The organism is Aurantiacibacter arachoides (assembly GCF_009827335.1).
Lineage (GTDB): Bacteria > Pseudomonadota > Alphaproteobacteria > Sphingomonadales > Sphingomonadaceae > Alteraurantiacibacter > Alteraurantiacibacter arachoides.
This window is the reverse complement of the sequence record NZ_WTYH01000001.1, coordinates 61,619-82,956: the sequence shown is the minus strand read 5'-3', so window position 1 is coordinate 82,956 and position 21,338 is coordinate 61,619. Positions and strand designations below refer to the sequence as shown.

Genomic DNA, 21,338 nt, shown 5'->3' with positions numbered 1-21,338 from the left:
TCTATCTATCCTACTCCCACTCGATCGTGCCCGGCGGCTTGCTGGTATAGTCGTAGACCACCCGATTGATGCCCTTCACCTCGTTGACGATGCGCGTGGCACATTGGGTGAGGAAGGCGGCATCAAAGGGATAGACGTCTGCCGTCATGCCGTCGGTGCTGGTGACGGCGCGCAGGGCGCAGACGCTGTCGTAGGTGCGATAGTCGCCCATCACGCCGACCGTGCGCACCGGCAGCAATACGGCAAAGGCCTGCCAGATCGCATCGTAGAGGCCGGCGTTGCGGATCTCCTCCAGATAGACCGCATCGGCCTTGCGCAGGATGTCGCATCGCTCCTGCGTCACCTCGCCGGGGATGCGGATGGCGAGGCCTGGTCCGGGGAAAGGGTGGCGGCCCACGAACATGTCCGGCAGGCCAAGCTCGCGGCCGAGATCGCGAACCTCGTCCTTGAACAGCTCGCGCAAGGGTTCGACCAGCTTCATGTTCATGCGGGCGGGAAGCCCGCCGACATTGTGGTGGCTCTTGATCGTCACGCTGGGGCCACCGGTGAACGAAACGCTCTCGATCACGTCAGGGTAGAGCGTGCCCTGCGCCAGGAATTCCGCGCCGCCGATCTTGCGCGCTTCCTCCTCGAACACCTCGATGAATTCCGCGCCGATGAACTTGCGCTTCTTCTCGGGATCGGTCTCTCCCGCAAGGCCGGCCATGAAGCGCTCCTGCGCATCCACCACCACCAGCGGGATGTTGTAATGGTCGCGGAACATGGTCTCGACCTGCTCGCGCTCGTTCATGCGCAGCAGGCCGTGGTCGACGAACACGCAGGTCAGTTGCTCGCCGATCGCCTCGTGGATGAGGATCGCGGCGACCGAGCTGTCGACCCCGCCGGACAAGCCGCAGATCACTCGCCCGTCGCCAACCTGCGCGCGGATCTCGGCAACCTTGGTGTCGCGATAGGCGGCCATTGTCCAGTCGCCGGCAAGGCCGCAGACGCGGTGGACGAAGTTTGCCAGCAGCCTGCCGCCATCGGGTGTGTGGACGACCTCCGGGTGGAACTGGGTGCCGTAAAAGCGGCGCGCTTCGTCCGCGATGACGGCAAAGGGCGCGCCGTCGCTGGTGGCGACGATCTCGAACCCGGGGGCGAACTGCGTTACCTTGTCGCCGTGGCTCATCCACACCTGATGCCGGTCACCGACCTGCCACAGGCCCTCGAACAAGGCGCAGCCCTTGGTAACGGTGATGTAGGCGCGGCCGAATTCGCCTTCCCATTCGCCCTGGTTGCCCGGCTCCACCTTGCCGCCGAGCTGGTGGCTCATCACCTGCTGGCCGTAACAGATGCCCAGTATCGGCACACCCGCATCGAACAGCATCTGCGGCGCGCGCGGGCTGCCATCCTCGGGCACGCCGGCGGGTGAACCGGACAGGATGATGCCCTTGGGCCGCATCCGTCGGAAGGCTTCCTCGGCAAGCGTGAAAGGCGCGATTTCGGAATAGACCCCCGCCTCGCGCACCCGGCGCGCGATGAGCTGGGTTACCTGGCTGCCGAAATCGACGATCAGGATGGAGTCAGGCAGGATAGGTTCGGGCTGGTGATCGGTCTGCATCCCCGGCCATTGCCCGAAGTAGCGGCAATCTGTCCAGCGCCCGGCCCGGCGCGCGATGCGCAACAGTCCGCGTACGGCAGTTGCAAAACACGCAACACTTGTCGATATTTTCGCATTTGAATAATTTTATTACAAAGCGCAAAGGCACGCCACAGCCGGGGCCGGACAGCTTTTCGCACCCCGTACGAATAAGAAAGATAAGAAAATGCGCAATCTCCTCACCTCCGTGCTCGCCTCGATCGCGGCCGTCTCGGTCAGCGCCACGCTGTTCACGGGCATTCTCGTCTAATCACGAGCAATCCAGTCCCCCGGCCCGAAGAACTCCCTCCCCCCCCATGAGCTTCGGGCCATGCGAAAGGCCGCTCCCGCCCCGGAGCGGCCTTTTTTATTGGCCGGCATCAAATAAGGTCCGCGTCCGAAACGGGGCGTCAGGCCTCCTCGTCCTGCGGCGGTTCGAAATCGACGCGGGCGAGCCGCCAGTCCGGCACATCGCCCGTCAGCACCTTCTTGCTGGGCAGCCGGGCGGGTGGTGCGATCCCGGAAACGGTGGCCACCATGTATCGCCCCGATTCGCGCAGTCTGACCTCGCAACCCGGGTAATGTTCGCGCAGGCGCCGGCGAACACCATCCGCCTCTTCGGACACCGCAGGTCCGTCCATCTCCCGCGGCTCGCCATCAAGCAGCTCGGCAGAAGCCGTGCGGATGCTCTTGACCCCGTCCTTCAGGATCGAGAGCGCGATCAGCAACGCCGCCGCGCTGTCCGCCCACCAGTAGCCTAGCCCGATACCCGCGATACCGACGATGCCGGTCACCCCGGTCTGCCAGTCGGCCTTCTGCATCAGCGCATCGGTGTGCAGCACCTTGTCGCGCAGGCGCCTTGCCACCGGCAGTTTGCGGTGACCGAGAATAACCGGCGGCACGATCGAGTAGACGAGCGCGGCGATCATCAGCCAGCCGAGCCACACGCGCTGGCCGAAAATCTCGACCGGACCGACGGTGGGATGCTCTTGCGCGATCAGCGCGCTGATTGCTTCCCAGGCGACGAAAGACCCCACCATCGTCAACGCCACCGCCGAGATGAGAAAGGCGAGGCTGTTCACCCGGGCAAAGCCGAACGGATACCGCGCCGTGGCAGGCTTCGGTTCAATGCGACTGGCGACGAGAAAGGTGATCGCCGGGACCAGGCTGAGCAGGTCTTCGACCAGCGCACTGCGCATGGCCTGGCTGGTGCCCATGGCGAAATACATGACCACGATGATCGAACCCATCCAGGCCAGCGTCCACCATTCCAGGCGCTTGGCGCGGGCATAGTCAGCGGCGATTGCGGCGGGGATGCCGCTCACCGGCTCACCTCGTGCTCGACCAGCGTGATCCAGCCGTTTTCCCCGTTGCGATAGGCGAAGCGCGGCACGCGCTCAGACTTGCCGGGCGCGTCCGCGCGGCCCGGCTGCTTGCCGAAATGGACGTGTGTGGCCCATGGCGAATCGCCCGCGAAACGACCGTAGACCAGATCGAGCCTGCCCGCTTCCAGGGCTTCCAGCAGTTCCTCTGCATGGCCCGGCGTTCGCTCTATCCTCGCGTCCGTTGCCTCGGCCACGCGGACAAGAGCCGCGCGGACGCTGGCGTCGGGATCGGCCCCGGCGATCTCGCCCAGGCGAATGATGCGATCATCGCGCACCCGGTCGGTCGTGCCGCCGGGATCGAGTGGTATGCCGCATCCCGCGACAATCGCGCAGGAAACCATCAGCGTGCTGATCGCCATTGCCCTCATCGCCAAGCACAACGCACGAACGGCGCGCCTGGTGCCAATGCGGTGGACAAAGCGGGGCGCGGGGGCAGCAAAACCTTCCGGATACGCCTTGGAACGCCTATATCTCCCGGATGGACGAGAACACCCCGAACCCCCCCGAACCGACCCAGGCGCCCACTCCCGCGGTCGCTCCCCAGAAGCAGCGCCAGAACGGCGACTATGGTGCGGAAAGCATCAAGGTTCTCAAGGGCCTGGACGCCGTGCGCAAGCGCCCCGGCATGTACATCGGCGATACCGACGACGGGTCGGGCCTGCACCACATGGTATTCGAGGTTTCCGACAACGCCATCGACGAAGCACTGGCCGGGCATTGCGACCTGGTGCTGATCGAGCTGAACCCGGACGGCAGCGTCAGCGTGGAAGACAACGGCCGCGGCATCCCGGTCGGCATCCATAGCGGCGAAGGCGTGTCAGCCGCCGAGGTCATCATGACCCAGCTGCACGCGGGCGGAAAGTTCGAGAACACCAGCGACGACAATGCCTACAAGGTCTCGGGCGGCCTGCACGGCGTCGGCGTTTCGGTCGTCAACGCCCTGTCCGAATGGCTGGAGCTGGTCGTCTGGCGCGACGGCAAGGAACACTGGATGCGTTTCGAAGGCGGGGACGCGGTGGAAAGCCTGCGGATCACCGGCGACGCCCCGCCGGTCGAAAGCAACGGCGACGAGGATGGCCTGAAAAAGGGCACGCGCGTCACCTTCAAGGCCAGCGAGGACACGTTCAAGAACGTCATCGAGTTCGATTTCGAGAAGCTGGAACACCGCTATCGCGAGCTGGCCTTCCTGAATTCCGGCGTCCGCATCAAGCTGCGCGACAAGCGGCACGAGGAGCCGCTGGAACATGACCTGTGGTACGAGGGCGGCATCGCGGCCTTCGTGAAGTATCTCGATCGCAACAAGCAGCCGCTGGTGCCCGAGCCGATCTCCGTCAGCGCGGAAAAGGACGGCATCGGCATCGACGTCGCGCTGGAATGGAACGACAGTTATTACGAAAACGTCCTGACATTCACCAACAACATTCCGCAGCGGGACGGCGGAACGCACCTGGCCGCCTTCCGCGCGGCGCTGACCCGCACGCTCAACAACTACGCCACGTCGTCCGGCCAGTTGAAGGGCGGCAAGATCAACCTCTCGGGCGAGGACATGCGCGAGGGGCTGACCGCCATCGTCAGCGTGAAACTGCCGGACCCCAAGTTTTCCAGCCAGACCAAGGACAAGCTGGTCAGCAGCGAAGTCCGCTCTCCGCTGGAAAGCCTGATCGGCGAGAAGATGAACGAATGGCTGGAGGAAAATCCCGCCGACGCCAAGACCATCATCAACAAGATCATCGACGCCGCCGCCGCGCGCGAAGCCGCGCGCAAGGCACGCGAGATGAGCCGCAAGGGCGCGATGAGCGTCGCCAGCCTGCCCGGCAAGCTGAGCGATTGCCGCGAGCGTGACCCGGCGCTCAGCGAACTGTTCCTGGTGGAGGGTGACAGCGCCGGCGGCTCCGCCAAGTCGGGCCGCGATTCCAAGTATCAGGCGATCCTTCCCCTGCGCGGCAAGATCCTGAACGTGGAACGCGCGCGGTTCGACCGGATCATTTCTTCCAAGGAAGTCGGCACGCTGATCCAGGCGATGGGCACGGGCCTGCGCGACGAATTCAACCTCGACAAGCTGCGCTATCACAAGGTCGTGATCATGACCGACGCCGACGTGGACGGCGCCCACATCCGCACCCTGTTGCTGACCTTTTTCCACCGCCAGATGCCCGAGATCATCAAGGCCGGGCACCTGTTCATCGCCCAGCCGCCGCTGTTCAAGATCGCCAAGGGCCGCAGCGAAGTCTACGTCAAGGACCAGGGCGCGCTCGACCGCCACCTGGTGGCGAACGGCCTGCAGGACCGCGTGCTGGAAACGGCGGGCGGCGCACGATCGGGTGCCGATCTCGCCCAGCTCGTCGAACAGGCGCTGCTGCTCAAGAACCTCATCGCCTTTGCTCCGCGCAAGTACGATACCGCGGTGATCGAGGCCATGGCGATGGCGGGCGGGCTGGCGCCCGACCTTGCAAGGGCAGACCGGGAGGCCGCGCTGAGCCGGGCGGCGGCGCAGTTGCAACTTGGCGATGGCGAGGCCGACTGGTCCGCACGCATGACCGATGCGAACGAAGTCCGCTTCGACCGCGTGTGGCGCGGCGTGACCGATGTCCACCTGATCGAGGGCAAGTTCCTCGACAGTGCGGAGGCGCGCAAGCTGCACAAGCGCGGCGTGGAACAGGCCGAAACCTACGCCTCGCCCGCGCGCCTGGTAAAGGGCGGCGCGGCCACCACGCCCGAGCCGGACCCGGCGGACAACGCCGAGAGCGAGAGCGAGGACATGCCCGTCTTCGATACCGCCAGCGCCATCACCCGCCCGACGCAACTGCTGGAAGCGGTGCTCGTCGCGGGGCGCAAGGGCCTGACGATCAATCGCTACAAGGGCCTTGGCGAGATGAACGCGGAACAGCTGTGGGAGACCACGCTGGACCCCGACAACCGCGAGCTGCTGCAGGTCAAGGTGGAGGACGCCGACGTAACCGACGAGATCTTCACGCGCCTGATGGGCGATGTGGTTGAGCCGCGCCGTGAGTTCATCCAGGACAATGCGCTCAACGTCGCCAATCTCGATGTCTGACCGGCATCCCGCCCTCGCCTGATCCCATGCAGGTGCGGCCGGGCAGCCAGGAGGAACAGGTCGGTCGCCTGATACTGGCAGCCGTGGTGGTGACCGCGTTGCCCAATGTGCCGGTGCTTGGCTACGCGTTCTATCCGTTCGCCATCCTCGTCACCTGGTTCCACGAAATGGGCCACGGGCTGACGGGCCTGTTGCTGGGATTCGATTTCCACCGGCTGGTCATTCTGCCCGATGGATCGGGCCTGGCCCAGTCGCGAGGGGGACCTGCCGGTGCGGTTCCGCAGGCTCTCGTCGCTGCTGGCGGGCCGTTGGCGCCCAGCTTCGTCGGCGGGCTGCTGATCCTCGCCTCCAGCCGCCACGAATGGTGGCGCCCGGCGCTGCTCGCGCTCGCCGCGATGATCGCCTTGTCGGTCGTGATCTGGGTGCGCAGCGCCACAGGGCTCGTCGTTCTGCCGCTTGTCGCCGCCGGACTGGTCTGGCTGGTCATGAAGGGCCGCGTTGCATGGCAGCGGCCCGCCCTGCAATTCCTCGGCGTGCTGGCGGCGCTCAGCATGTTTGGCGACTGGCGGTATCTGTTCACGGAGACCGTCGTCGTGGGTGGGCAGGTGATGTTGTCGGATACCGGTCAGATCGAACGGGCGCTCCTGTTGCCCCACTGGTTCTGGGCCGTCGCGCTGATCGCCATCGCCGGGCTGGTTGTCGGCACGAGCCTGAAGTTCGCACTCGCCCGCGATGGTTGAGCGCGGGCACATAGTCCCCGCGCCCAACGTCAAGTCCCGGTGCGTGGTCAGTCGGCTTTCAGGCGGAAACGGTCGGCATTCCCGTCGCCATCCTTGTCCTGCCGCAGCACGTCGATACCATCGTCGTCTGTTCCGACAGTGCTGTGGCGATCCCGGTCTTGCAACGATGTCTCGACACGGCCGGCTCCGTCGTCTCGAGGCATGAGGGTGTCGGTGTGGCCATCCCGGTCCAGGTCGGTGCCGGCCGGCGTTTCGGCAGAGCGAGTGGTCGTAGCCGGCGCAGCGGGTATGGTGAAGGGGGAAGAGGTGTCCGATGTCGCCGTATCGGCGCTGCTGCCAAGATGGTCGTAGAGCGCCTCGTAATGCTTCATCGCCTGGCGCATGTCCTCGGTCGAGACGTTGCCCGATCCGTGGCGCGCGGCGATGTCGTGGCCGGCGCGGTAATGGCGGGCGACATCGGCGTGATTGACGGTCAGGTCCTCGAACCGGCGATCGAAATCGGCCATCGGGTAGCCCACGGTCTTCATCATGGTCGCGAGCATCCGGTCGGCGTGGAGCACGGCTTCGATCGGACTGTCGACGAACACGGACTTCACCTCGCGCCACTCGCTGGCGAAACGCCCATGCTCCTCGGCGGTAAGAGAGCGGATTTCCAGCGCCTCGACGCGCTTCTCCCGCTCGATCAGCGCCTTTTCGGCAGCCGTCCGGTCACCCGCATCGCTCAGCGTGCGATCGTATTCGTCGCCGAACTTGTCGCGGAGCCGGTCGGTAGCGCGGCGCCGCATCGACATCCAGATGCCGACCGCGACCAGCAATGCGATGACGACGATCACGCCGATAAGGACGTTCTGGTCCATGGAAATGCTCTCCTCTGCGACCCCGTCCGATCAAGGCTGCAACGGGCCGCATGGGCAAGCGTTCCGCCAGAGGCGTGGCACCAACCCTAGCCTGCCATTTCATCGAGCGTCCTGGTCATGGCCTCGAGCGCCACGAACCGCTGGCAATCGGGCATGACCCGGCGATAGAAGGCGGCGATCTTGGCCAGGTCCGCGCGGTAGTCGCCGGTCGGCATGATCGGCTCGCCAATGCCGCAAACCTTGCGGTCGTAATCGACATAGGCGGGCACGATCGGCACGCCTGCGCCGTGGGCGATGTGGTAGAACCCGGTGCGCCATTCTCCGCTGGATGTGCGCGAGCCTTCGGGGGCCACGACGAGCGCCAGCGTGTCGGCCTTGTCGAACGCGTCGATCACCGATTGGACGTATCCTCCGCTGCGCGACCGCACCACGGGGATGCCCCCCATGTCGCGCATGAAGCGCGTCATGGGCCAGCGGAACAGCGTGTGCTTGCCAAGGAAGCTGGGTGCGATCTTGAAATGGTTGACCACGCCGGCAAAGGCGATGAAGTCCCAGTTGGAGGTATGCGGTGCGCCGATGAAGACGAACTTGGGCACGCTTGGCGCACGCCCTTCCAGCCGCATGTTGCGCGTCGACCACAGCCAGACCAGCACGCGCCAGGCCAGGCGCGACAAAAGGCTCGAATTCTTGTCTCTCACACAGCAAGCTCCCCCCGGTGCCGTAGCAGCCGGAGGGAGCCTTGCCACTAGCGTGGCGTGTTAATTCGCTGGGTTTGTTGCGCGGCGATTATTCAGGGGCGACCGGGCTGCCCGGCTCCGGGAAACGCGAGAATACCGCGTCGCCTTCGTTGGCACGGGCGTAGCGTTCGCCGGACACGGTCGCGGCGTTCTCGGTGTTCAGCTCCATGTCTTCCTGCAGGCGGACGAGCTGGCCGTTCGACACGGTGAACCATGTCGGCGAACCGTACCAGTCGGCGATCTGGAAGCGATAGCCGTCGGGCGTGGTGGTGTAGGTGCCGGACTGAACCTGGTTGTCGGGGCCGACATATTCGTAGGTCGAGTCCGCCGAATTGATGCGCACCGCAGTTTCGCCATCGGTGCCGGTGTAATTGTAGACGCCCGAATAGTCGCCGGCGTCAGCCAGCGCGGTGGCCGGGCCCGCTTCTGCGTTCATGTTCGCATCGGCCATCGCGTTGTCGTTCGCCATCGTATCGGCGGCCGCGGTGTCGTCGGTCATTGCCGTTTCGTCGGCGTCGTTGTCACCGCAGGCGGCCAGCAGCGCGAGGGGGGCCGCGGCGGTCAGGATCAGATATTTACGCATGATTGTGTTCTCCTTCGATGGACTGCCAACGAAGAAGAGGGGCGATGTATCCGGCAATGCGGCGAAAATGTGACGAAACAGTGCGATAATGCGCCGCAATCAGGGATGCGGGCGGGGAAATCCGTGCCGCTCATGCAGCGCCGCGAGCAATGCGGGCAGGTCGTTGACAAAGCCGCCCTCGGCAAGGACGAGCGCCGGAAGGTTCTGGTTTTCCACCCCGATGGCCGCGACCACGTCCTTGCGCGGGCGCGGCCATGGGACGCGGACGATCTCCAGTCGCATGGCGCGATCGGGGTAGGTCGCCAGCAGCCCCTCCACGGTCATGCACGCTTCGCAATAGAAGGTTTCTCCGCCGTGCGCAGGGTCGGCGTAGTCGTGCAGCAAGAACAGGCGGTCCCTCATCACATCCGGAACACGCCGAACTGCGGGCGCTGCGGCCACGGCGCCTCGAGACAGGCGGCAAGCGACAGGCCGAGCACGTCGCGGGTCTGCACGGGATCGATCACGCCATCGTCCCACAGACGCGCGGTGGCATAGTAGGGGTTGCCCTCGTCCTCGTACTTCTGCCGGATCGGGGCCTTGAACTGCTCGGCCTGTTCGGGCGTCCAGTCGTCGGCATCCCGGTGGACGGTGGCAAGCACGCTCGCCGCCTGCTCGCCGCCCATCACCGAAATGCGCGCATTGGGCCAGGTGAACAGGAACCGCGGCGAATAGGCGCGCCCGCACATGCCGTAGTTGCCCGCGCCGAAGCTGCCGCCGATCACCACGGTGATCTTGGGCACCTGGGCCGTGGCGACGGCGGTGACCAGCTTGGCCCCGTGCTTGGCAATGCCTTCCGCCTCGTACTTGCCGCCGACCATGAAGCCGGAGATATTCTGCAGGAACAGCAGCGGAATGCCGCGCTGGCAGGCAAGCTCGATGAAATGCGCGCCCTTCTGCGCGCTTTCGGAAAACAGCACGCCGTTGTTGGCGAGGATGGCGACGGGCATCCCCCAGATGTGGGCAAAGCCGGTCACCAGCGTGGCGCCGTAGTCGCGCTTGAATTCGTGGAACTCGCTGCCGTCCACCAGCCGGGCGATCACCTCGTGCACGTCGTATGGCGCGCGCACGTCGTCGGGGATGAGGGCGTAGAGGTCCTCCGCATCGAACCTGGGCGCGCGCGGCTCCTTCAGGTCCACCTGCGCCTTGGGCGAATGGCCCAGGTGCGACACGATATCGCGCACGATGGTCAGCGCGTGCTCGTCGTTGTCGGCAAGGTGATCGACGACGCCCGATTTCTTCGCGTGGAGCGCCCCGCCGCCCAGGTCCTCGGCGGAAATTTCCTCGCCCGTCGCGGCCTTTACCAGCGGGGGCCCCGCGAGGAAGATGGTGCCCTGATCGCGCACGATCACGCTCTCGTCGCTCATGGCGGGCACATAGGCACCCCCGGCGGTGCAGCTGCCCATGACGCAGGCAATCTGCGGGATGCCCTTCGCGCTCATCTGCGCCTGGTTGTAGAAAATGCGCCCGAAGTGGTCGCGATCGGGAAAGACCTCGGCCTGATAGGGCAGGTTCGCACCGCCGCTGTCGACGAGATAGATGCACGGCAGGCCGTTGGCCTCGGCAATCTCCTGCGCGCGCAGGTGCTTCTTCACCGTCAACGGGTAATAGCTGCCGCCCTTTACCGTGGGATCGTTGGCGGCAATCATCACCTGCCGACCCGAAACGCGCCCGATGCCGGCGATCATGCTGGCCCCCGACACATCGCCTTCGTACATGCCGAAGGCAGCAAGCTGGCCGACTTCCAGAAACGGCGAGCCCGGATCGAGCAACCGTTCCACCCGCTCGCGCGGGAGGAGCTTGCCGCGGGCGACGTGCCGCTCGCGATGCTTCTCGCTGCCGCCGAGCGCCGCTGTCGCGACGTGGGTGCGCAACTCTTCGGCAAGCGCCCTGTTATGCGCAAACCGGGCCTTGGCCTCGGCGCTCTCGCGGTCAAGCTTGCTGGTGAGGACGGGGGCTGTCATGTCAGCGCTTTCTCACGAAATCTGCGCGCAGGACCAGTCCCTTGATGCCGGGATATTTGCAATCTATCTCCTGTGCGTCGCCGGTCAGGCGGATCGCCTTGATCAGCGTGCCCTGTTTCAATGTCTGGCCTGCGCCCTTGACCTCAAGGTCCTTGATCAGCGTTACCTGGTCGCCATCCGCCAGCACATTGCCGACCGCGTCGCGCACCTCGACAGCGTCTGCCGCCTTTTGCCGGGACGCAAGTTCCGCGGCAGGAAGCCACTCACCGCTGTCCTCGTCGTAGACGTAGTCGTCGTCGCTCATGCTCGGCCCCCGATCAGCTCGCGACCGATCAGCATCCGCCTGATCTCGTTGGTGCCGGCGCCGATATCGAGCAGCTTGGCGTCGCGCAGATAGCGTTCCACCGGCCAGTCGGTGGTGTAGCCCGCACCGCCCAGCGCCTGCACCGCCTCGCCCGCGACGCGAAAGGCGTTCTCGCTCGACAGCAGGATCGCGCCCGCCGCATCGAACCGCGTCGTCTGGCCCTTGTCGCAGGCCTTTGCCACGGCATAGGCATAGGCGCGCGCCGATTGCAGGGCGACGTACATGTCGGCGACCTTGGCCTGCATCAGCTGGAAGGCGCCGATGGGCTTGCCGAACTGCGTGCGCTCGCGAACGTAGGGGATCACGGTGTCGAGGCAGGCCTGCATGATGCCGATCTGCACGCCCGAAAGCACCACGCGCTCGTAGTCGAGCCCGCTCATCAGCACCTGCACGCCCTTGCCGACCTCGCCCAGCACGTTGGCGTCCGGCACATGGCAATCCTCGAACACCAGTTCGCTGGTGATGGAGCCCTTCATGCCCATCTTCTCGATCTTCTGGCCGGGCGTGAACCCGGTCATCCCGCGCTCGATCAGGAAGGCGGTGATGCCCTTGCTGCCGGCATCGGCATCGGTGCGGGCATAGACCACCAGCGTTTCGGCGGCATGGCCGTTGGTGATCCAGAACTTGGTGCCGTTGAGCAGGTAGCCGCCCTGGACGCTGTCCGCCTTCAGCTTCATGTTGACCACGTCGGACCCCGCGCCCGGCTCACTCATCGCCAGGCTGCCCACGTGCTCGCCGCTGATGAGGCCGGGGAGATACTTCGCCTTTTGCTCTGCATTGCCCCAGCGGGCGATCTGGTTGACGCAAAGGTTGGAATGCGCGCCGTAGCTGAGGCCCACGCTGGCGCTGGCCCGGCTGACTTCCTCGACCGCGATCAGGTGTTCCAGATAGCCAAGCCCGGTGCCGCCGTCGGCCTCGCTCACGGTCATGCCGTGCAGCCCCAGCTCGCCCATCTCCGGCCACAGCTCGATCGGGAACCAGTCCTCGGCATCGACCCTTGCGGCCAGCGGCGCGATCCGCTCGTCGGCGAAGCGGGCGACGGTCTCGCGGATCATCTGGGCTTCTTCGCCAAGGCCGAAGTCGAAATCGGGGGTCGCGCGCATGCGGGGGTGGCTCCATTGCATCAAAAAAGGGGCGGGGATGCCGGTGCCAATAGCAAGGCGGCGGCACAAGGCAAACCGCATTGGCGAAGCGCGCCCGCATCACCTATATGGCGCACTTACGCGAAACCCCACGAGGCGATGTCTTGAACCTGCACGACCCCAAGCCCCGCAGTGCCATGTCTCCAACCGCGCCGGAATATGGCGACGAGGCGGAGCGACTGCGCGTGCTGGACAGCTACGAAGCCGCCGCGATCGAGGACGATCCCGAACTGCAGGCCATCGTCGCTTTCGCCGCCAAGCTGTGCCGGGCGCCGGTGTCGATGGTCTCGCTGATCAAGCAGGACACGCAGCATTTCCTTGCCCGTGATGGCATCGACCAACGCGAAACCGACCGCGACGTGGCGTTCTGCATCCACACCCTGGGCAAGGACGAGATGCTCGAGGTGCCCGATGCCACCAGGGACGATCGCTTCGCCGACAACCCGCTGGTCACCGGGCCTGCCAACGTGCGCTATTACGCGGGCCAGCCGCTGGTGTCGGAGGAAGGCGCCTCGCTCGGCACGTTGTGCGTGATCGATACCGAGGCGCGCGATGTGCCATTGGAGGACTTCCAGCGCGAAGGCTTGCGCGTGCTGGCGCAGGCGGCAATGCGGCGACTGGCGGCGCGGCGCATCCGCCTCTCCGCCGACCGCGCGATCGCCGAGCGTGAGGAGCGCCTGCGCCGAGTGCTGGAGGGGCTGCCGCAGATCGCCTGGTCCGCCGACGAACACGGAAACTTCGACTATTTCAATAAGCGCTGGGCCGAGCAGACCGGCGCCCCGCCGCCCGGCTCGGCCGACGCGTGGCGTCCGTTCATCCACCCCGACGATGCCGATCGGGTTCTGGACGAATGGCAGCGCTGCCTTGATGCGGGCAAGAGTTTCGAGGCAGAATATCGTCTGCGGCAGGCCGACGGCAGCTGGTTCTGGATGCTTGGGCTCGGCGTCCCGGTATCCGAACACGAAGGCGATCCGGTGCGCTGGTTCGGCACCGTCACCGATATCGACGAGGTGCGCCGTGCGCTGGAGGAGCGCGATCTGCTCGCCCACGAACTGTCGCACCGGATCAAGAACCTGTTTGCGGTGGTAATCGGCCTTGCCACGTTGAAGGCGCGCAAGGATCCCGCCGTTCAGCCCTTCGTTGCCGAGTTGACCGATGTCCTGCGGGCGCTGGGACGGGCAAACGAATTCGTCCGCGCCGGCCATGCCAGCGTCAGCCACGACGCGCTCCGGGGCCTGCTGGGCGCGTTGTTCAAGCCCTATCGCGACGGTTCCGGCGAGGATCGCGTGCGGATCACCGGCGACGATGTGCCGGTAGGTGCGGCAGCCGCCACCCCGCTGGCGCTGGTGTTCCACGAACTGGCGACCAACGCGGCCAAATACGGTGCGCTGTCCGTCGACGAGGGCCACGTCACCCTGACCATGACCGACGAAGGCGAGACCGTGCACCTGACCTGGCAGGAGCACGGCGGCCCGGCGGTGATCGAGAGCGGCGAAACCGGGTTCGGCTCCCGCCTCGTGGAAATGAGCGTGACCGGGCAGCTTGGCGGGAGCTGGCAGCGGCATTTTCGTGCTGACGGGCTGGTGATCGACCTGACCGTTTCCAAGGCCGCCATCGCCCGCTAGCCTGCGCGGCGATGGATCCCGCCGCCGCCCCGCCCTTCCTGCGCTTCGAGAGCGTGGCCCGCCAGTTCGGCGACACCACGGCGGTAGCCGGCGTGTCCCTCGCCATCGACGCTGACGCATTTGTGGCGCTGGTGGGCGCCTCGGGGTCGGGCAAGTCGACCCTGCTGAAGACCGTCAATCGCCTGGTCGAACCCGATGCCGGCCGCGTGCTGATCGAGGGCCGCGACGTCGCCGCCATCGCGCCTGCTGCCCTGCGCCGTTCCATCGGCTATGTCTTTCAGGGCGTCGGCCTGTTCTCCCATCTGCGCGTGGCCGAGAACATCGGGATGGTTCCGCGCCTTGAGGGCCAGCGGCTGACCGCCGACCGTCTTGCCGAACTGCTGGCACTGGTCGAGCTCGATGCCGGGCTTGCCACGCGCTATCCCGACGCGCTCTCGGGAGGCCAGCGCCAGCGCGTGGGCGTGGCTCGCGCACTGGCAGGAAACCCCGGACTGCTGCTGATGGACGAACCGTTCGGTGCGCTCGACCCGATCACCCGCGCAGGGCTGGGGGAGCGGGTGCGCGCGCTGCACGACGAGCTTGGGCTGACCACGATCATGGTGACCCACGACATGACCGAGGCGCTGCTCTTGGCCGACAGGGTGCTGGTGATGGACCGGGGCCTCGTCGTTGCCGACGAGACGCCTGCCGCGTTGATGCGCGGTGCCGGCGGCGCCGTGGCGCAGGCGCTGGTGGCGGTGCCACGTGCCCAGGCCCTCAGACTGTCGGACCGGCTGGCCGAGGCAACGCGATGAACGCCCTGATCGACGCGCTCGGCAATCTCGGCCCGCAACTGGCCCAGCACGTTCTGCTGAGCGCCACCGCCGTGGCGTTTGCCATGGTTTTCGCCCTGCCGCTGGCGGTCTGGGCCAGCCGTTCGCCCGCCGTGGAGCGCGCGGCGCTGGGCATGGCGAGCCTGGTGCAGACGATCCCCGCGCTCGCACTGCTCGCGCTGTTCTTTCCCGTGCTGCTGGCGGCGCGGGCGGTGTTCGGCGATGGATTGCCGACGCTGGGCTTCCTGCCCGCCTGGCTGGCGCTGTCGCTCTACGCCCTGCTGCCGATCCTGCGCAACGCGGTCACCGCGCTCGCCAACATCGATCCGCAGGCGATCGAGGCGGCGGACGGGCTGGGCATGACGGCGGGGCAGAAGCTGCGGCTTGTGGAGGCGCCGCTGGCCGCGCCCTATGTGATGGCGGGCATCCGCACGGCCAGCGTCTGGACCATCGGCGCGGCGACGCTTGCCACGACCATCGGCCAGCCGAGCCTGGGCGATCCGATCTTTGCCGGCCTGCAGACGCAGAACTGGGCGCTGGTGCTGGCAGGCTGCGTGGCGAGCGCGGGCCTCGCCCTGCTGGCCGACGCCTTGTTTGCGCTGATCGAGCGCGGCCTGGCCCTGCGCCGTCTCCGGCTGGCGCTGCTGGGCGCGGCACTCGCGCTGGCGGGCGTTGCCGCCGCCGCGCTCTCCACCGTCAACTGGCGCGGCGGGGAAGAACGCGAGACGATCGCGATCGGTGCCAAGACCTTTTCCGAACAATACATTCTCGCCCGCGCGATCGGCATCGTGCTGGAGCAGGCCGGATACCGCGTGACTTACCGGGAAGGGTTGGGATCGGCCGTCATCCACGATGCGCTCGCCACCGGGGCAATCGACGTGGCGGTGGATTATACCGGCACGATCTGGGCCAACGAACTGGGCCGCACCGACAATCCGGGCCGCGATGCGATGTATGGCGAGCTGGTGCGCTGGGAACGGGAGACGAGCGGCACGCGCGTGCTTGGCCGGTTGGGGTTCGAGAACGCCTATGGCCTCGCCATGCGGCAGGACCGGGCACGCGCGGCCGGGATCGGCAGCGTGGCCGACCTTGCGGCAAGGGCACCGGGCATGACCGTGGGCGGCGACCCGGAGTTTTTCGAGCGGCCCGAATGGCAGGCGGTTCGGGCTGCCTATGGTCTGCGCTTTGGCGAGCAACGCACCTTTGCGCCCACGCTGATGTATGCCGCGCTCGCCACCGGGGATGTCGACGTCATCAGCGCCTACACCTCCGACGGGCGCATCGCGGCGGACGACCTGGTGGTGCTGGCCGATCCGCGTGGCGCCCTGCCCAACTACGACGCGATCCTGATGCTCGCCCCCGGTCTTGCCGACGATGAACGGCTGGCCGCCGTGCTGGCGCCGCTGGTGGACGCCATCGACGTGCGCACGATGCGCGAGGCGAACTACATGGTGGACCGCGAGGCGGACAAGCGATCGCCGGAAGAGGCCGCGCGCTGGTTGCTCGGGCAGTTACCCTGGAAGCCTACCCCCCCCCTCTAGAAACCCACCCCGTCGGGCCAGTCCGGTCCGGCAAGGCCCATCACCTTGAACAGCTGGCCCATTTCATCGGGAGCGGTCAGGCGGTGGACGGCGCGGTGCAGCGCATCGCGATGCTGCGGGGCAAACGCGGCCAGCGCGTCGGCGCGATTGGCGATGCCGAGCGTTTCCAGCCACTCGCCTTGCGTCACCGTGCCCAGCACGCGGCATCCCCGCGAGGCGGCGATCAGTTCCATCTGCGCAAAGTCGACATGGGCGGAAAGGTCCGCTTCCCCCGGCGCATCGAACAGTCCCAGCTTCTCGTGCGCGCGCACGGCCTGGACGCTCGAACCGCTTCGGGCATCGGTATAGCCGTAATCGATGATCAACGCGGCGCCGCCCTGGTTGGCCAGCCGCCCGGCGACCTCGAACAAGGTGGAGGCGGCGGCGGGCGATGTTTCGATGATCGTGCCAGCGGGTGCATCGCGGCGCGCCTCGGGCACGGCGGAATCCATCGGCTGGCGTCCCGGCACCTCGATGAACCGGCCCGCCGCGTCGCAGCCGACCATCACCTCGCGCCAGCCGGCGTCGGTCTTGACCAGTTGGCGCACGGCCAGGGCATCGAGAAACTCGTTGGCGACGAGCAGCACCGGCCCTTCCATCGGCACCCGCGAAAGGTCGTGATGGTGGATGGCGTCGGGCACCTGTTCCAGCTGCGCGTCGCGCAGGCGCGTGCTCCCCTCGACGAGGTGCATCCTTGGCTCCAGCCCGTAGCGCCGCATGGCGCGCCGGGCGTCGCGTGCCAGCGTCCCCCTGCCGGGGCCGAGCTCGACGTAGTGCACCGGTTCCGTGCGCCCGGCGCGGATCCACATGTCGGCCAGCCACAGGCCGATCAGTTCGCCGAACATCTGGCTGATCTCGGGCGCGGTGACGAAATCGCCGGCGCTGCCCAGCGGATCGCGCCTGGCGTAGTAGCGGGCGTTGCTCTCGCCCATGTAGTGCATCAGGCTGATCGGCCCGGTCGAGCCGATCAACCGCCGGAACACGTCGGCCAGATCGCGCGCCTCGTCGAATGCGCTCAAGCCGGTCCGGCCCCCGTGGCGGTGGCGGCCACCGGCGCGCCGCTGGCGATGGCCGGGCGGCGCAGCGCCCAGACGACCACGACAAGGCCCAGGACGATCAGCGGGATGGTCAGCCACTGGCCCATGCTGAGGCCGGTATCCTCCACCACCCAGGTCAGCTGCTGGTCCGGGTTGCGGAAGAATTCGACCACGAAGCGCGCCAGGCTGATGAGCACGGTGAACACGCCCACCAGCAACCCGGTGCGGAAACGTGCGCGGGTAAGCCAGAACAGGCTGAGCATCACGACCAGCACGATCAGCCCCTCGCCCACGGCCTGGTAGAGCTGGCTGGGATGGCGGGCCAAGCCCAGCGGGTCGCCGGGGAAGATCATCGCCAGCGGTGCGTCCGGCCCGGCAGGGCGGCCCCACAACTCGCCATTGACGAAGTTCGCCAGCCGGCCGAGCAGCATCCCCATGCCCACGCTGACGCTGATGTAGTCGGCCACGCGCAGGAACGGCAGCTTGTTGCGCCAGCAGACGTAGGCGATGGCCACCACCACGCCGAGCAGTCCGCCGTGGAAGCTCATGCCGCCGTCCCACAGCCTGAGCGCGCGCCAGGTGACGAAGCCGTCGCCGGAAAAGTCGGTCCACAGGCTCGGCTCGTAGAACATCAGGTAACCCAGCCGTCCGCCGAGGATCACGCCCAGCATGCAGTAGAAGAACAGGTCGTCGACGTGGACCTGCGCCATCGGCGCGCCGGGCGACTTGATCATGCGGCTGGTGTGCCAGTAGGCGAAGATCAGCCCGATCAGGTAGGCCAGCGAGTAGTATCGCAGGGTGAAGAAGCCGAGCTCGATACCCGGCGTGAAGCCGAGGTCGCGCCAGTAGATCGGCTCGCTCGCCGTAGCGGTGGCCAGAGCTAGCAGGTCGAGCATGGGTGAAGCGCCTCGTTGCTTGCAGCCGCCGCGCGGCCCGTGGGCCCGGAGCCTTGGCACAGGGCGTCGGTGGTTGAAAGAGGCGAGGCTTTGCCAAAGCGCGCGGCCACGCCTATTTCCAGTGGCGATGACGCTTCCCAAGGTTCCCAATCAGCGCAAGATCGTCGATCGCCGCGCGCTTGCCGCGGCAATCGACGCCGTGGTGGCGGAAAAGGGCGCGGCCAAGGGCCGGCCGGCCGTGGTCGCGTTGCTGCGCGCCGCGCTGGCGGACGGGCGCGCCGAGTTGCAGGGCCGGCTGCTGAAGCGCCCCGGCGCCGGGCACGAGCACGCGCATGGGCAGGCGTTCCTCATCGACCAGCTGATCCGGGTGATCCACGATCATGTGACCCTGCACGTCTATCCCGCCGCCAACCGGTCGAGCGGAGAGCGCATCGCGCTGGTCGCCGTCGGTGGCTACGGACGCGGCGAGATGGCGCCCTATTCGGACGTCGACTTGGCCTTCATCACGCCGGGCAAGCCGACCGCCTGGTGCGAACAGGTGATCGAGGCGATCCTCTACTACCTGTGGGATCTGAACCTGACGGTCGGCCACTCGTCGCGCTCGCTCGACGAGATGGTGCGCATGGCGAAGGAAGACCTGACGATCCGCACCGCGCTGCTGGAGGCGCGCTTCCTGTGGGGGGACCAGGCGCTCAACGCAGAGGCCGGGCGCCGTTACCGCGCCGAGGTGGTGCCGGGTTCCGAAAGCACCTTCGTGCAGGAAAAGCTGGAGGAACGGAACGCGCGCCACCGCCGCATGGGCGATTCGCGTTATGTCGTCGAACCCAATGTGAAGGACGGCAAGGGCGGCTTGCGCGACCTGCAGACGCTCTACTGGATCGGCAAGTATCTTTACCGTGTGCAGAGCGCCGCCGAACTGGTGGAAAAGGGCCTGTTCACGCACTCCGAATACCGCAGCTTCCGCCGCGCCGAGGGGTTCCTGCTGGCGGTCCGCGCGCACCTGCACACGCTTGCCAAACGCGGCGAGGACCGGCTGAGCTTCGACCTTCAGCGCGAGGTCGCGGCGCGGATGAACTACGCCGATCGCCCGGGCAAGAGCGCGGTGGAGCGGTTCATGCAGATGTATTTCCTGCAGGCCAAGCACGTCGGCCACCTGACCGGCGTGTTCCTCGCGCACCTCGAAGAGGAAACCGCGACGCGCGGCGTGGTGGCGGGCTTCTTCGACGTGGTGCGCAAGGGGCGGGCGAGGAAAATCGATGGCTTCGTGGTCCACGGCGGCCAGATCGCCGCGCCTGCCGACGACTGGTTCCAGCAGGATCCCGTGCGGCTGATCGCGATATTCACCCTGGCCGAGCGCGAGGGGCTGGACATTCATCCGGGCACGATGCGCATGGCGCGGCGTGATGCGGCCACGATCACCGCAGAGGTGCGGCGCGATCCGCGTGCCAACGCGCTGTTCCTGGACGTGCTGGCGGGCAGGAGAGACCCCGAACCCGTATTGCGCTGGATGAACGAGGCGGGCGTGTTCGGCCGCTTCGTGCCCGATTTCGGCAAGGTCAACGCCCAGATGCAGTGGGACATGTACCACCACTACACCGTGGACGAACACACCATCCGCGCCATCGGCCTGCTGTCGCAGATAGAGCGGCAGACGCTGGCCGACGATCATCCGCTTGCCTCGGGGATAATGCCACGCCTGGTCCATCGCCGTGTGCTGTATGTCGCCACCCTGCTGCACGACATCGCCAAGGGGCGCGGCGGCGACCATTCCGTGCTGGGCGCCGATGTGGCGCGGCGGCTGTGCCCGCGTCTGGGCATGAGCGAGGAGGAGACCGACCTCGTCGCCTGGCTGGTGCGCTATCACCTGTTGATGAGCGCCACCGCCTTCAAGCGCGACCTGTCCGATCACAAGACCATCGTCGATTTCGTCGGCGAGGTGCAGAGCCTGGAGCGGCTGCGGCTGCTGACCGTGCTGACCATCGTCGACATCCGCGCCGTCGGGCCGGGCGTATGGAACAGCTGGAAACGCCAGTTGCTGGCCGACCTTTACGAAGCGGCGCAGGAACGGCTGCGGCTGGGGCACAAGACCCACGGCCGGGCCGAGCGGGTGTCGGCCAAGAAGGCGCGCGTGACCGACCTGCTGGGCGACAAGGGCCATCTCGTCGCCGATCTCGACGACCGCTTCGACGATACCTACTGGATCGCCGAGCCCGAGGACGTGATCGCGCTCAACCTGCCGCACTACGCCGCCGCGCGCGATGGCGAGCTGCCGCTGTCGATAGAGGCGCAGTTCTCGCCCGAATTCGGCGCCACGCTGGTGACCGTGATCGGCAACGATCACCCCGGCCTGTTCTTCCGCATCGCCGGGGCCATCCACCTGGCCGGCGGCAACGTGATCGACGCACGCATCCACACCAATCGCGTGGGCAAGGCGGTCGACAACTTCCTGGTGCAGGATCCGCTGGGCAAACCGTTCTCCGAAGCCTCGCAGCTGGCGCGTCTGCGCAAGAGCATCGAGGACGCGTTGGCGGACCGCATCGACATGGTGCCCAGCCTTGCCAAACGGCCGCTGAAAGCCATGCGGGCGGAGAATTTCAGCGTCGCCGCGCGGGTCACCTTCGATAACGGCGCGTCGAATCGCTTCACCGTGATCGAGGTCAACGCCACCGATCGCCCGGCGCTGCTCAACCGGCTGACCCGGGCGATGTTCGAACAAAGCCTGCTGATCAATTCGGCCCACATCGCCCAGTATGGCGAGCGCGCGGTCGATACCTTTTACGTCACCGACCTGCTCGGCACGAAGATCCATTCGGAGGAACGGCTCGGCCGGATAGAGGCCGCGCTGCTGGAAGCGATCGCGGCAGGCAAGCCACGCGTGGCCGAGGCTGCCGAATAGCGATCGGC

Annotated in this window: 18 protein-coding genes; 6 read left to right on the top strand and 12 right to left on the bottom strand. The window is 66.8% G+C overall.

What is annotated here, in order from left to right; all coding sequences use genetic code 11:
• Positions 1 to 10: 10 nt before the first annotated feature.
• The 3 genes from guaA to GRI62_RS00370 form a co-directional block, all read right to left on the bottom strand.
• Complete coding sequence (gene guaA / locus GRI62_RS00380) at positions 11 to 1,600, bottom strand: glutamine-hydrolyzing GMP synthase (RefSeq protein ID WP_131453681.1); 1,590 nt, start codon at positions 1,598 to 1,600, stop codon at positions 11 to 13.
• 428 nt (positions 1,601 to 2,028) lie between these two features.
• Complete coding sequence (locus tag GRI62_RS00375) at positions 2,029 to 2,943, bottom strand: cation diffusion facilitator family transporter (RefSeq protein ID WP_234032808.1); 915 nt, start codon at positions 2,941 to 2,943, stop codon at positions 2,029 to 2,031.
• Positions 2,940 to 3,362 (bottom strand): hypothetical protein, encoded by a 423-nt coding sequence (locus GRI62_RS00370; protein ID WP_131451462.1) that lies wholly within the window; start codon positions 3,360 to 3,362, stop codon positions 2,940 to 2,942. The genes GRI62_RS00375 and GRI62_RS00370 overlap by 4 nt, the downstream gene beginning before the upstream one ends.
• 119 nt (positions 3,363 to 3,481) lie before the next feature.
• Between GRI62_RS00370 and gyrB the strand changes: the two genes are divergently transcribed.
• Together gyrB and GRI62_RS00360 are read left to right on the top strand one after the other, a co-directional pair.
• Positions 3,482 to 6,058: a DNA topoisomerase (ATP-hydrolyzing) subunit B gene (gene gyrB / locus GRI62_RS00365; protein WP_131451461.1), complete on the top strand. Its 2,577-nt coding sequence runs from the start codon at positions 3,482 to 3,484 to the stop codon at positions 6,056 to 6,058.
• Positions 6,059 to 6,084: 26 nt separating this feature from the next.
• The gene (locus GRI62_RS00360; protein WP_131451460.1) at positions 6,085 to 6,798 is read left to right on the top strand and encodes a M50 family metallopeptidase; all 714 of its coding nucleotides are present in this window, start codon (positions 6,085 to 6,087) and stop codon (positions 6,796 to 6,798) included.
• A gap of 47 nt (positions 6,799 to 6,845) precedes the next feature.
• Here GRI62_RS00360 and GRI62_RS00355 read toward each other — a convergent pair whose 3' ends face one another.
• The 7 genes from GRI62_RS00355 to GRI62_RS00325 form a co-directional block, all read right to left on the bottom strand.
• Entirely contained in the window at positions 6,846 to 7,655 is an 810-nt protein-coding gene (locus GRI62_RS00355; RefSeq protein WP_131451459.1) for a hypothetical protein, read from the bottom strand.
• An 86-nt stretch (positions 7,656 to 7,741) separates the two neighbouring features.
• Positions 7,742 to 8,353, bottom strand: coding sequence for a lysophospholipid acyltransferase family protein (locus tag GRI62_RS00350; RefSeq protein ID WP_234032810.1), 612 nt, complete (start codon positions 8,351 to 8,353; stop codon positions 7,742 to 7,744).
• A gap of 88 nt (positions 8,354 to 8,441) precedes the next feature.
• Entirely contained in the window at positions 8,442 to 8,975 is a 534-nt protein-coding gene (locus tag GRI62_RS00345) for a hypothetical protein (protein WP_131451458.1), read from the bottom strand.
• 99 nt (positions 8,976 to 9,074) lie between these two features.
• Positions 9,075 to 9,377, bottom strand: a complete 303-nt coding sequence (locus GRI62_RS00340; protein ID WP_131451457.1) for a DUF3088 family protein — start codon at positions 9,375 to 9,377, stop codon at positions 9,075 to 9,077.
• On the bottom strand, positions 9,377 to 10,978 hold the full coding sequence (locus GRI62_RS00335; RefSeq protein ID WP_131451456.1) for a carboxyl transferase domain-containing protein: 1,602 nt from the start codon (positions 10,976 to 10,978) through the stop codon (positions 9,377 to 9,379). The genes GRI62_RS00340 and GRI62_RS00335 overlap by 1 nt, the downstream gene beginning before the upstream one ends.
• Position 10,979: 1 nt before the next feature.
• The gene (locus GRI62_RS00330) at positions 10,980 to 11,282 is read right to left on the bottom strand and encodes an alkylphosphonate utilization protein (RefSeq protein WP_131451455.1); all 303 of its coding nucleotides are present in this window, start codon (positions 11,280 to 11,282) and stop codon (positions 10,980 to 10,982) included.
• Positions 11,279 to 12,445, bottom strand: coding sequence for an acyl-CoA dehydrogenase family protein (locus GRI62_RS00325; RefSeq protein ID WP_131451454.1), 1,167 nt, complete (start codon positions 12,443 to 12,445; stop codon positions 11,279 to 11,281). Before GRI62_RS00325 ends, GRI62_RS00330 begins: the two co-directional genes overlap by 4 nt.
• A 176-nt stretch (positions 12,446 to 12,621) precedes the next feature.
• On the opposite strand from GRI62_RS00325, the gene GRI62_RS00320 reads away from it, so the two are divergent.
• From GRI62_RS00320 to GRI62_RS00310, 3 genes are read left to right on the top strand one after another with little or no spacing between them, the layout of a single operon-like run.
• A complete protein-coding gene (locus GRI62_RS00320) occupies positions 12,622 to 14,109 on the top strand; it encodes a sensor histidine kinase (protein WP_160731763.1) in 1,488 nt (495 codons plus the stop codon).
• 11 nt (positions 14,110 to 14,120) lie between these two features.
• Complete coding sequence (locus GRI62_RS00315) at positions 14,121 to 14,903, top strand: ATP-binding cassette domain-containing protein (RefSeq protein ID WP_131451452.1); 783 nt, start codon at positions 14,121 to 14,123, stop codon at positions 14,901 to 14,903.
• A complete protein-coding gene (locus GRI62_RS00310; RefSeq protein WP_131451451.1) occupies positions 14,900 to 16,462 on the top strand; it encodes an ABC transporter permease/substrate-binding protein in 1,563 nt (520 codons plus the stop codon). The genes GRI62_RS00315 and GRI62_RS00310 overlap by 4 nt, the downstream gene beginning before the upstream one ends.
• On the opposite strand, the gene GRI62_RS00305 is transcribed toward GRI62_RS00310, so the two are convergent.
• Both GRI62_RS00305 and lgt read right to left on the bottom strand, forming a co-directional pair.
• Positions 16,459 to 17,520, bottom strand: a complete 1,062-nt coding sequence (locus tag GRI62_RS00305) for a class I SAM-dependent methyltransferase (protein ID WP_234027323.1) — start codon at positions 17,518 to 17,520, stop codon at positions 16,459 to 16,461. The genes GRI62_RS00310 and GRI62_RS00305 overlap by 4 nt on opposite strands.
• On the bottom strand, positions 17,517 to 18,434 hold the full coding sequence (gene lgt, locus GRI62_RS00300) for a prolipoprotein diacylglyceryl transferase (RefSeq protein WP_131451450.1): 918 nt from the start codon (positions 18,432 to 18,434) through the stop codon (positions 17,517 to 17,519). The genes GRI62_RS00305 and lgt overlap by 4 nt, the downstream gene beginning before the upstream one ends.
• Positions 18,435 to 18,561: 127 nt before the next feature.
• Between lgt and GRI62_RS00295 the strand changes: the two genes are divergently transcribed.
• Positions 18,562 to 21,330 carry a [protein-PII] uridylyltransferase gene (locus GRI62_RS00295; RefSeq protein ID WP_131451449.1) on the top strand — a complete coding sequence of 923 codons (2,769 nt, stop codon included), beginning with the start codon at positions 18,562 to 18,564 and terminating at the stop codon, positions 21,328 to 21,330.
• The last annotated feature ends 8 nt before the right edge of the window (positions 21,331 to 21,338 follow it).

Coding starts and splice junctions, on each gene's coding strand:
- GRI62_RS00320 (WP_160731763.1), top strand. CDS start 12,622: ATGTCTCCAACCGCGCCGGAATATGGCGACGAGGCGGAGCGACTGCGC.
- GRI62_RS00360 (WP_131451460.1), top strand. CDS start 6,085: ATGCAGGTGCGGCCGGGCAGCCAGGAGGAACAGGTCGGTCGCCTGATA.
- GRI62_RS00345 (WP_131451458.1), bottom strand. CDS start 8,975: ATGCGTAAATATCTGATCCTGACCGCCGCGGCCCCCCTCGCGCTGCTG.
- GRI62_RS00330 (WP_131451455.1), bottom strand. CDS start 11,282: ATGAGCGACGACGACTACGTCTACGACGAGGACAGCGGTGAGTGGCTT.
- GRI62_RS00370 (WP_131451462.1), bottom strand. CDS start 3,362: ATGGCGATCAGCACGCTGATGGTTTCCTGCGCGATTGTCGCGGGATGC.
- GRI62_RS00325 (WP_131451454.1), bottom strand. CDS start 12,445: ATGCGCGCGACCCCCGATTTCGACTTCGGCCTTGGCGAAGAAGCCCAG.
- GRI62_RS00335 (WP_131451456.1), bottom strand. CDS start 10,978: ATGACAGCCCCCGTCCTCACCAGCAAGCTTGACCGCGAGAGCGCCGAG.
- GRI62_RS00355 (WP_131451459.1), bottom strand. CDS start 7,655: ATGGACCAGAACGTCCTTATCGGCGTGATCGTCGTCATCGCATTGCTG.
- gyrB (WP_131451461.1), top strand. CDS start 3,482: ATGGACGAGAACACCCCGAACCCCCCCGAACCGACCCAGGCGCCCACT.
- GRI62_RS00340 (WP_131451457.1), bottom strand. CDS start 9,377: ATGAGGGACCGCCTGTTCTTGCTGCACGACTACGCCGACCCTGCGCAC.
- GRI62_RS00295 (WP_131451449.1), top strand. CDS start 18,562: ATGACGCTTCCCAAGGTTCCCAATCAGCGCAAGATCGTCGATCGCCGC.
- GRI62_RS00310 (WP_131451451.1), top strand. CDS start 14,900: ATGAACGCCCTGATCGACGCGCTCGGCAATCTCGGCCCGCAACTGGCC.
- GRI62_RS00315 (WP_131451452.1), top strand. CDS start 14,121: ATGGATCCCGCCGCCGCCCCGCCCTTCCTGCGCTTCGAGAGCGTGGCC.
- guaA (WP_131453681.1), bottom strand. CDS start 1,600: ATGCAGACCGATCACCAGCCCGAACCTATCCTGCCTGACTCCATCCTG.
- lgt (WP_131451450.1), bottom strand. CDS start 18,434: ATGCTCGACCTGCTAGCTCTGGCCACCGCTACGGCGAGCGAGCCGATC.